The following is a 9,272-nucleotide window of genomic DNA, read 5'->3' as shown; positions in this document are numbered from 1 at the left end:
CAGCAGGATCGCCTTCGCCGGCTTGGCGCTTACCGAGCCGATGACGGCTGCTCCCAGCGGCATGCCGGCGGGCGTGTCGGGAATGGCGACCTTGACCCGGATCGAGCCCGAAGCCGGGTCGACCGCAGGCGAGATTTCGCGGACCTTGCCCGTTGCCCTGACCTGCGGATCGGACAACAGCGTGATCGTCACCGCAGGCGATGCCGGTGTCTTGGCGATCAGCGTCTCCTGCACGTTGAACACCGCGTCGCGGTCGCCGTCCTCGGCGACGGTGAAGACGGTTTGCGCGGCTTGCACCACTTGGCCGGTTTCGACTTGGCGGGCGGTGATCACGCCGGCGGCACCGGCCTTGAGCTCGGTGAAGGACAGGTTTTGCTGGGCGTTGGAGAAAGCGCTCTGCGCGGCTTCGACGCTGCCTTGTGCCACCTTCAGAGCCTGGTCCGCGGCGTCATAGTCGCGCCTGGTGGTGAAGCCCTGCGCCAGCAGCGTCTTCTGCCGCTCGAAGGCGGCAACGGACTGGGTCAGTTGCGCCTTGGCTGCATCAAGATCGGCCTGCGCCGAGCGCAGGTCGGATTCCTGCTCCTGCGGGTCGATGCGGGCGAGCACCGTGCCTTGATCGACATGCTGGCCGACATCGACAAACCGTTCGGCGACGCGACCGCCGACCCGGAACGACAGATTGTTCAGCGTACGCGCCGCGATCACCCCGGTCAGCGAAGTCCTTGGCGCATAGTCGGCCATCGCCACCGTTTCGGTGCGCACCATGATCTGCAGTTTCTTGTCCGCCGCTTCCTGCTTCTGACAGCCGGTCAGAAGCAGCGCCGCCGTGCAGGCGAAAAGCGCCGGGGCGGCTGGAAAAGACAAAAGACCGGGAGCTTTGACCGATGGCTGCGAGACGGGCGAAGTCACGTTCCTGCTCATGGGCTCTCCCGACCGCGGGCCGCTCGCTGATCGCGGTGCCTCGCGGCCATCCAGAGGATAGTCGATCCCCGGGAAAAGGAAACCGGTCTCGTACGTGTATCGCCCGACTGGCTAAGCGCCGGGATCTGCCCACCGCAGGCCCAATCGCCTGCCGGTGGTGCCGACTTGAGGAAAACGTGAAATAAGGTCAGAAGACATCTCAACGGCATCAAACAGGACGGGCGCCGGCCCGGTGAGGGATACGATGAAGAATTCAGCCATTTCCGAACGCAAGAACCAATCGATTTCCCGCGGCGTCGGCATGACCACGCAGATTTATGCCGACCGGGCTGAGAATTCGGAAATCTGGGATGTCGAGGGGCGTCGCTATATCGATTTCTCGTCGGGCATCGCCGTCGTCAACACCGGGCATCGCCATCCCAGGGTGATCGACGCGGTCAAGGCACAGCTCGACCGCTTCACCCACACCTGCCACCAGGTCGTGCCCTATGAGAGCTATGTGCGCCTGGCCGAACGGCTGAACGGCATGCTGCCTGGCAAGTTCGAGAAGAAGACGATCTTCGTCACCACCGGGGCCGAGGCGGTAGAGAACGCCATCAAGATCGCCCGCAATGCCACCGGCCGTCAGGCGGTCATCGCCTTTGCCGGCGGCTTCCATGGCCGCACCTTCATGGGCATGGCACTGACCGGCAAGGTCGTGCCTTACAAGGTCGGCTTCGGCGCCATGCCGGGCGATGTCTATCATGCGCCGTTCCCTGTGCCGCTGCACGGTGTCTCGGTCGCCGACTCGTTGGCGGCGCTCGACCGGTTGTTCAAGGCCGATGTGGATCCGGCCCGGGTCGCCGCCATCATCATCGAGCCGGTTCAGGGCGAGGGCGGCTTCTACGACGCGCCGCGGGATTTCCTGGTTGCGCTGCGCAAGCTTTGCGACCAGCACGGCATGCTGCTGATCGCCGACGAAGTGCAGACCGGCTTTGCCCGCACCGGCAAGATGTTTGCTATGGATCACCATGAGGTGGCCGCCGACATCACCACCATGGCCAAGAGCCTGGCCGGCGGCTTTCCTCTGGCGGCGGTCACCGGCCGCGCCGAAATCATGGATGCGCCCGGCCCCGGCGGGCTCGGCGGCACCTATGGCGGCAGTCCGATCGGCGTTGCCGCGGCGCACGCCGTGCTCGACGTGATCGAGGATGAAAAGCTGTGCGACCGCGCCAATACGCTGGGCGCAAGGCTGAAACAGCGGCTGCACTCGATCCGCGACGACGTGCCCGAGATCGTCGACATCAGAGGTCTCGGCTTCATGAACGCGGTCGAGTTCAACGACGTCAAGAAGGGCCTGCCCTCAGCCGAGATCGCCAATGCGATCCGGTTGAAGGCGCTCGACAAGGGCCTGATCCTGTTGACCTGCGGCGTCTACGGCAACGTCATCCGCTTCCTGGCGCCGATCACCATCCAGGACGAAGTCATGAACGAAGCACTCGACATTCTGGAAAGCTCGATCCGCGAAGTCTGCGCCGCCTGATCAGTAAGGTGCCGCGCCTGAGGGACGGAATTATCCCGCCGCTCTGGCGGGCTCATTCTCGAGGAAAGCAGCCAGTGCCGCTTTCAGCCCTTCGGGGCCAGCGGCCACCGTCTGCGGCGTCGGCGAGAAGCCGGCGCCCAACATCTTGCGGCCAAGCATATGGTCGCCCGGACGGTTGACCGATTCGATGCCGAGCAGCCGGTCGCCGGCATAGTGGTAGATCGAGAATTTGTTGTCGGGAAGGCCGCCCAGCACGACATGGCTGTCGCCGCCGGCGGTCAGGCCGACCATCTGCAGCTTCATGTCGCCGATGTCGGACCAAAACCATGGCACCGCAGAATAGGCGTCGGCATGGCCTGATATCGTGCGCGCGGCAAGCCGCGCCTGGTCGGTGGCATTCTGCACCGATTCCAGCCGCACGTCGCCGCCGGTGAACCAGTGACGGTAAGAGGCAGCATCGCCAATAGCGAGAATCTCCGGCACCGAAGTCCGCATCTGGTGATCGACGCGGATGCCGTTGGCGATGCCGAGGCCAGCTTCCTGCGCCAGTTCGACATTCGGCACGGCACCAATGCCGACAATGACCATGCGCGCCGGCAGTCTTTCGCCTGACGAGGTGATCGCGGCCACGACATGACCGTTTTCGCCTTCGAGCCCGGCGATCGAGGTGCCGGTGAGGATGCGCACGCCCGTCGCTTCCAGCCGTTGCCGGACGTGGCTCGCCACCACCGGCGCCACGGCGCGGCCGAGCAGCCGGTCCACCGCCTCGACCACTGTCACCGTGCGGCCGGCGGCCCTCAACGTGGCTGCGATCTCCAGCCCGATGAAACCGCCGCCGAGGATGACGACTTCTTCGGTTTGCGCGCTGAGGTCGCGGATCAGCCGCGCATCGGCCAGCGAGCGCAGCGACAGCACACCGGACAGGTCGGCACCGGGCAGCGGCAGCGTGCGCGGGCGCGAGCCTGTCGCCAGGATCAGGTGGCCGAAGGCAAGCGCACCCCCGCCGGCAATATCCAAGCTGCGGCGTCCGGCATCGATGCGATCGATCCTGACGCCAGGCCGGTAATCGATGGCGCTGCCTGTGTAGAAGGCCTCGCCGCGCAAGGGTTGTGGCTTGGCCTCGGCATCCTTGATGAAAGTCTTCGACAGCGGCGGCTTGTGATAGGGAAGTTCGTCCTCGTCACCGACGAGGATCACCGGCCCGTCATAGCCGTCTTCGCGCAGACTGGCGGCCGCTTGCACGCCCGCATGACCCGCGCCGACAATGACCACACCGTTCTTCATCGCACTCAATCCCGATTCTACCCTAGGATGTTCCGCCAGATGGCAATTGTCTGGCACCGCTGCAAGCGAGCTTTTGCGGGTCGCATCCGGGATGGCGGCTGTCAATCGCACAGTTCAGCGGCAAGACCGGTGCAGGAGAATGCATAAAGTTGACAGTCGTAGTTTAGAATAATTCTAAACTGTTGTTTCAATTGACTTTTCTTGCGGATTGTCATTGACATCCGACGATCTCGCAGCTTTATGGAAGCTCGCGCATCAGCGCATCCCTTTAATGTCTGGGCCTTGAACCCTTTCGATTGGAGGCATTTTGGTGTCTTTCTTCCGCGAACCGCGCGATCGCGCGGCATCTTTTGCGCCCAATGGCCCGCAGATGGCCTGGCGCCGGTTGGCGTGCGCGCCGTTTACAGAATTTCCGAGAAACTGGAGAGTGATCATGACAGCACGATATGGCAGCAGGCTTGCGGCGATCGGCGCCACTGCCCTGCTGACGGCGGCGGTATTCGTGTTGCCGGCAAAGGCGGAAACCGATGCAAAGGCGGTCATCAAGGCCTATTCCGACATCGCCCTCGCCAAATACGAGGATTCGCTGACCACCGCGCAGGCGCTCGACAAGGCGGTCGACGCGCTGCTCGCCACGCCATCGGTGGAAACCCTCAACGCCGCCCGTGACGCCTGGAAGGCATCGCGCGTTCCCTACCAGCAGACCGAAGTCTACCGCTTCGGCAACAAGATCGTCGACGACTGGGAAGGCAAGGTGAATTCCTGGCCGTTGGATGAAGGCTTGATCGACTACGTCGCCAAGAGCTACGGCACCGAATCGGACGCGAACGCGCTCTACACGGCCAATGTGATCGCCAACAAGGAGATCGAGATCAACGGCAAGAAGGTCGATGCATCGAAGCTTTCGCCGGAATTCCTCTCCGGCACGCTGCAGGGAGCCGGCGGCATCGAGGCCAATGTAGCCACCGGCTATCACGCCATCGAATTCCTGCTGTGGGGCCAGGACCTGCATGGCACCGGCCCGGGTGCCGGCGAGCGCCCCTTCACCGACTACGACCTCAAGAACTGCACCGGCGGCAATTGCGACCGCCGCGCCGAGTATCTGAAATCGGCCAGCGACCTTCTGGTTTCGGATCTTCAGGAGATGGTCGGCAACTGGAAGGAAGACGGCGCCGCCCGCAAGGCTCTTGTCGATGGCGAGCCGAACACGGCGATCTCGACCATCTTCACCGGCATGGGCTCGCTGTCCTACGGCGAACTGGCCGGCGAGCGCATGAAGCTCGGCCTGCTGCTGCATGATCCGGAAGAGGAGCACGATTGCTTCTCCGACAACACCTACAATTCGCATCTCTACGACGCCATCGGCATTCGCGCGGCCTATCATGCGAGCTACACGCGTCTCGACGGCACCGTCGTTTCGGGTCCCTCGGTGGCCGATATGGTGAAGGCGGCCGATCCGGCGATCGACAAGGAACTGTCCGACAAACTCGATGTTTCGGTCGCCAAGATGGAGGCGATCAAGGCGCGTGCACTGGCTGGCGAGGCCTATGACCAGCAGATCGCCGAGGGCAACGTTGAAGGCAACGCCACCGTGCAGGCGGCGATCGATGCGCTGATCGATCAGACCAAGTCGATTGAGCGCGCCGTCGGCTCCCTGAAGCTCAGCACCATCGCCTTCGAAGGGTCCGACAGCCTCGACGCACCGGACAAGGTGTTCAAGTAAGGGTCGAAAGACGGGAGACTGATCCGGAGCCGGACAACCGGCTCTGGAACGGCCTCCGCTAGAAAATCAAGCCACATGGCGCGGGAGACGCCGTCAGCCAGCCGAGCAAGCCAATGCTGATTTGTCATTGCAATATCATCACCGAGAAGGAGATCGAGCAGACGATCGTCGGGCTGCTGGACCAGGATCCCTGGCAGCTGATCGTGCCGGCGAAGATCTATCATGCCATGCAAAAGCGCGGTCGCTGTTGCGGCTGCTTCCCAAATGTGGTGGAAACGATCATTCGGGTCACCGAAAATTACCATGCCCGCTCGGAGGCGAGCGGCGTGGATGTCGTTTCACACCTGGATCGCGTCAGAGGCCTGCGCGTCCAATACGGGAGCAGAATTCATGAAAGGCGATCCGCAGATCATCGAGCGGCTTAACGAGGCCCTTTTCCTGGAGCTTGGGGCCGTCAATCAGTACTGGGTGCATTTCCGTCTGCTTGAGGACTGGGGATACGCCAAGCTGGCAAAGAAGGAGCGGGCGGAATCGATCGAGGAGATGCACCATGCCGATAAGCTCGTCGCCCGCATCATCTTCCTCGAAGGCCATCCGAACCTGCAGTCCGTGGCGCCGCTGCGCATCGGGCAGAACGTCAAGGAAGTGCTCGAATCCGACCTTGCCGGCGAATATGACGCACGTACCGCCTACAAGCGCTCGCGCGAAATCTGCAACGACGCCGGCGACTACGTGACGATGAAGCTGTTCGAGGAATTGCTGGCCGACGAGGAGGGTCACATCGACTTTCTCGAGACGCAGCTCGACCTGCTTGCCTCGATCGGCGAGGAGAAATACGGCCAGCTCAACGCCGCATCGGCGGACGAGGCGGAGTAAGGGCATGCGGGAATGCGGCGCCTGCTAGAATTCGTGCGCCGCTCGCGGCGGGCCAATGGCTCGCCGCTCCTTCCAAAGACGCCAGCCGGATTGGCGCGTCGGCGCTGTGTCGTGCTCGTGTTGGCGCTTGCCTCTTCGGCGATGGCGGGTAATCTTCAGCCGGCCGGGCTCGCCACCACGCGCACCGACCTCAATGCGAAGGATCAGGCGCGCGTCATCGCCGTCACCAGGCCGACCACGGATTTTTCCAGGCCAGAGCAGTTCGAGCTGATGCAAGGTGGCGCCGGCACGTCCCGAAAGGACGTCAGCCGCGATTCTTTCTCGCAATCCTCGGCCAACATCACTTTCGAGGAAGAGGGCGACTTCAAGCTCGGCAACGCGCTTTTCCGCAAGAACTGGGTCTCGTCGCCGTCCTCGACGCAGGCGTCGGACGGGCTCGGCCCGCTGTTCAACGAACGCGCCTGCCAGAACTGCCATCTGAAAGATGGCCGCGGCCGCCCGCCGCAAGGCAACGCCGGCACCACGTCGATGTTCCTGCGGCTGGCCCGCGACGCCAGCAGCGTCGAAGAGAAGGCGGCGCTTGCCGACCACGAGGTGCTTAACTTCCCCGATCCGGTCTACGGCATGCAATTGCAGGAGCTCGCCGTACCCGGCCTGCCCGGTGAAGGCAGGATGCATGTCGACTATCAGGAACGTAAGGTAGAGCTGACGGACGGCACTGTAATCTCCTTGCGCAAGCCGAGCTATTCGGTTGACGGCCTTGGCTACGGGCCGCTTGACCCACGCACCACGCTGTCGCCGCGCCTGACCCCGCCGATGATCGGCCTGGGCCTGATCGAACAGATCGCGCCGGCTGATATTCTCGCCCACGCCGATCCGGACGACAGGGACGGCGACGGCATTTCCGGCAGGCCGAACATCGTGCGCGATAGCCTGAACGGAGAACTGACGCTTGGCCGTTTCGGCTGGAAGGCACAGACCGCGTCGATCCGCCAGCAGGCGGCGGACGCCTTTGCCGGCGACATCGGCATCTCGACGCCCGAAGAGCCGAAGCATTGGGGCGATTGCACTGCTGCGGAGGCAAAATGCCTCGCCATGCCGAACGGCGTGCAGCAGCGTCTTGGCCCGGTCGAGGCGCCGCCGCCGGTGATGGATCTCGTCACCTTCTATTCGCAGAATCTGGCCGTGCCGTCGCGCCGCGACCTCGACCGGCCGGACGTGCTCGCGGGCAAAAAAACATTCTACGAGATCGGCTGCATTGCCTGCCATACGCCGAAATTCGTCACGCGCCGCGATACGCCCAACAAGGCGCAGGCCTTCCAGTTGATCTGGCCCTATTCCGACTTCCTGCTGCACGACATGGGGCCTGATCTGGCCGATGGCCAGGCCGTGGGCGATGCGACGGGCAATGAGTGGCGCACGCCGCCGCTGTGGGGCATCGGCCTGACCGAGACGGTCAACGGCAATTCATTCTTCCTGCATGACGGGCGCGCGCGCAGCCTGACCGAGGCGATCCTGTGGCATGGCGGCGAGGCGCAGAAAGCGCGCGACCGCTTTGCCGCAGCCAATGCGGCCGACCGCAATGCGCTGTTCAAATTCCTGGAGTCACTGTGATGTTCAAGCGTTCTGCATTGTTTCTCGTTCTTCCGCTGGCCCTGCTGGGCGTTGTCCCTGCGTCGGCGGCGGTCAAAGCCTCCGACATCATCCAGCGGGCGATCGATGGCTTCGTCCGCCCGGCCTATGCTGGCCTGCACGAGCATGCGGAAGCCTTGACCGAATCCATGCGCGAGCTGTGCGTCACGCCCTCGCAAGGAGAACTCGATGCCGCACGGTCCGAATTCTCCGCCACGGTCTATGCCTGGTCGTCAGCCGAAATCATCGGCTTCGGGCCGATCAAGGAGAACAACCGGCTGGAACGCATGCTGTTCTGGCCGGATCGCAAGAGCATCGGCCTGAAGCAGGTGCAGGCGGCGCTGTCGGCCAAGGATCCGACCGCCACCGATCCGGCGCAACTGGCCGGCAAGAGCGTCGCCATGCAGGGGCTGGGCGCGCTGGAGTTCGTACTTTACGGCGACGGCGCCGATGCACTGGCCGGCAAGGATGATCCCTACCGCTGCGCCTATGGCACTGCTGTTGCCGGCAACATCGAAACCATGGCCGGCGAGGTCAGCGCCGCCTGGAACAAACCGGACGGCTTTGCAGCGATTTGGGCCAATCCGGGGCCGCAGAACCCGCTCTACCGCGACGGCAATGAAGCGGTGACCGAACTGGTCGGCGTCTTCGTCAACGAGCTGGAAATGGTGCGTGACGTGCGCCTGAAAGGATTTTTCGGCGGCAAGCCGGACGCGGACAAGCCGAAACAAGCGATCTATTGGCGCTCGCAAAACACCACCGCGTCACTGGCCGGCAATCTCTCCGGCATCGATACGCTGTTCCAGGCCTCGAAACTTGGCGACGCCCTGCCGGCCGATGCGCGCTGGATGGCCGAATCTATCCACATCCAGCTGGTCAACGGTGTCGCCACCGCCAAGGCCGTCAGCGGTCCAATCGACAAGGCGCTTGCCGATCCGGCATTGCGCGACAAGCTCGATCATTTCGCGCTGATCACCTCCAGCCTGTCGACCCTGATCGGGACCAGGTTGACCGCTGAATTCGGCCTGACCGCAGGCTTCTCCTCGCTGGATGGGGACTGAATTGAAAACCCCGCTGATAGATCGCCGCGATTTCCTGAGAGCTGCAGGCGTTGGCTTCATGGCCGCGATGGCGCCATCGGCCTGGGCAACGACGCTTTCGGCCGACGCCGTCTTCGCCACCGCTTTCGTCAAACGCGACGGCAGCTTTGGCGCTGCCGTCCTGTCCGAGGCCGGCAAAGTCCTGCATGCGATCGATCTGCCCGATCGCGGCCACGATGTCACCTTCGATCCCATATCGAAACGCTCGGTGGTC

At 63.5% G+C, this 9,272-nt stretch carries 8 protein-coding genes and 1 pseudogene; 7 read left to right on the top strand and 2 right to left on the bottom strand.

Annotated elements, in window-relative coordinates; all coding sequences use genetic code 11:
• Window positions 1-921: efflux RND transporter periplasmic adaptor subunit (locus EN914_RS13280; RefSeq protein ID WP_127389112.1), on the bottom strand; the 921-nt coding region annotated here is incomplete at its 3' end.
• A 244-nt stretch (window positions 922-1,165) separates the two neighbouring features.
• Here EN914_RS13280 and EN914_RS13275 point away from each other — a divergent pair.
• Window positions 1,166-2,443 carry a 4-aminobutyrate--2-oxoglutarate transaminase gene (locus EN914_RS13275; RefSeq protein ID WP_024503448.1) on the top strand — a complete coding sequence of 426 codons (1,278 nt, stop codon included), beginning with the start codon at window positions 1,166-1,168 and terminating at the stop codon, window positions 2,441-2,443.
• 30 nt (window positions 2,444-2,473) lie between these two features.
• Here EN914_RS13275 and EN914_RS13270 read toward each other — a convergent pair whose 3' ends face one another.
• Window positions 2,474-3,727 (bottom strand): NAD(P)/FAD-dependent oxidoreductase, encoded by a 1,254-nt coding sequence (locus EN914_RS13270; protein ID WP_024503449.1) that lies wholly within the window; start codon window positions 3,725-3,727, stop codon window positions 2,474-2,476.
• A gap of 433 nt (window positions 3,728-4,160) precedes the next feature.
• Between EN914_RS13270 and EN914_RS13265 the strand changes: the two genes are divergently transcribed.
• The 6 genes and pseudogenes from EN914_RS13265 to EN914_RS13240 form a co-directional block, all read left to right on the top strand.
• Complete coding sequence (locus tag EN914_RS13265) at window positions 4,161-5,450, top strand: imelysin family protein (RefSeq protein ID WP_024503450.1); 1,290 nt, start codon at window positions 4,161-4,163, stop codon at window positions 5,448-5,450.
• A 113-nt stretch (window positions 5,451-5,563) separates the two neighbouring features.
• Window positions 5,564-5,875 carry a (2Fe-2S)-binding protein gene (locus EN914_RS13260; RefSeq protein ID WP_023811421.1) on the top strand — a complete coding sequence of 104 codons (312 nt, stop codon included), beginning with the start codon at window positions 5,564-5,566 and terminating at the stop codon, window positions 5,873-5,875.
• Complete coding sequence (gene bfr, locus EN914_RS13255) at window positions 5,841-6,326, top strand: bacterioferritin (RefSeq protein WP_013527914.1); 486 nt, start codon at window positions 5,841-5,843, stop codon at window positions 6,324-6,326. Before EN914_RS13260 ends, bfr begins: the two co-directional genes overlap by 35 nt.
• Window positions 6,327-6,338: 12 nt before the next feature.
• Window positions 6,339-7,940: a di-heme oxidoredictase family protein gene (locus tag EN914_RS13250; protein ID WP_024503451.1), complete on the top strand. Its 1,602-nt coding sequence runs from the start codon at window positions 6,339-6,341 to the stop codon at window positions 7,938-7,940.
• Entirely contained in the window at window positions 7,940-9,019 is a 1,080-nt protein-coding gene (locus EN914_RS13245) for an imelysin family protein (RefSeq protein ID WP_024503452.1), read from the top strand. Before EN914_RS13250 ends, EN914_RS13245 begins: the two co-directional genes overlap by 1 nt.
• A gap of 1 nt (window position 9,020) precedes the next feature.
• Window positions 9,021-9,272: pseudogene (locus tag EN914_RS13240) on the top strand (DUF1513 domain-containing protein); the annotation flags it as partial.

Origin of the sequence: Mesorhizobium sp. M7A.F.Ca.CA.001.08.2.1, from assembly GCF_003998455.1 — a bacterium.
GTDB classification, from domain to species: Bacteria; Pseudomonadota; Alphaproteobacteria; order Rhizobiales; family Rhizobiaceae; genus Mesorhizobium; species Mesorhizobium ciceri.
This window is presented reverse-complemented; position numbering and strand designations above follow the sequence as displayed.

What these genes read in the sequence shown, in the direction of transcription:
- EN914_RS13275 (WP_024503448.1), top strand. Translation starts at nt 1,166, where the DNA reads ATGAAGAATTCAGCCATTTCCGAACGCAAGAACCAATCGATTTCCCGC.
- EN914_RS13270 (WP_024503449.1), bottom strand. Translation starts at nt 3,727, where the DNA reads ATGAAGAACGGTGTGGTCATTGTCGGCGCGGGTCATGCGGGCGTGCAA.
- EN914_RS13265 (WP_024503450.1), top strand. Translation starts at nt 4,161, where the DNA reads ATGACAGCACGATATGGCAGCAGGCTTGCGGCGATCGGCGCCACTGCC.
- EN914_RS13260 (WP_023811421.1), top strand. Translation starts at nt 5,564, where the DNA reads ATGCTGATTTGTCATTGCAATATCATCACCGAGAAGGAGATCGAGCAG.
- bfr (WP_013527914.1), top strand. Translation starts at nt 5,841, where the DNA reads ATGAAAGGCGATCCGCAGATCATCGAGCGGCTTAACGAGGCCCTTTTC.
- EN914_RS13250 (WP_024503451.1), top strand. Translation starts at nt 6,339, where the DNA reads ATGCGGCGCCTGCTAGAATTCGTGCGCCGCTCGCGGCGGGCCAATGGC.
- EN914_RS13245 (WP_024503452.1), top strand. Translation starts at nt 7,940, where the DNA reads ATGTTCAAGCGTTCTGCATTGTTTCTCGTTCTTCCGCTGGCCCTGCTG.